Genomic DNA, 266 nt, shown 5'->3' on the forward strand with positions numbered 1-266 from the left:
TTGGGGGCGCGCGGCTGAGGGTTCGGGGCTTTCCTTACGCCTTCGCTTCAGGGCTCACCGTGCCCAGGCGCGCCTCACGCCGCCAGACCATGGCGAGCAGGACCCCGACGATGCCCATGAACAGGGAGAAGGCGGCGATGACCGACCGCGTGCCGTCGAAGCTGGCGGAAAACACGCTCACGGCCAGTCCGGCCAGGGGCTGCGACAGGTTGTTCAGCGCGATGATGACGCCCGTCGTCTTTCCATAGTCCTGTGGAGGGATCACC

General features: G+C 66.9%; 1 protein-coding gene. It reads right to left on the reverse strand.

All coding sequences use genetic code 11. From position 1 onward, the window contains the following. Positions 1 to 34: 34 nt before the first annotated feature. The coding region (locus JT719_RS24805) for a hypothetical protein (RefSeq protein WP_207436452.1) at positions 35 to 266 on the reverse strand (232 nt) is incomplete at its 5' end.

It is taken from the genome of Sabulibacter ruber, assembly GCF_017355955.1.
GTDB lineage: Bacteria > Bacteroidota > Bacteroidia > Cytophagales > Hymenobacteraceae > Nibribacter > Nibribacter ruber_A.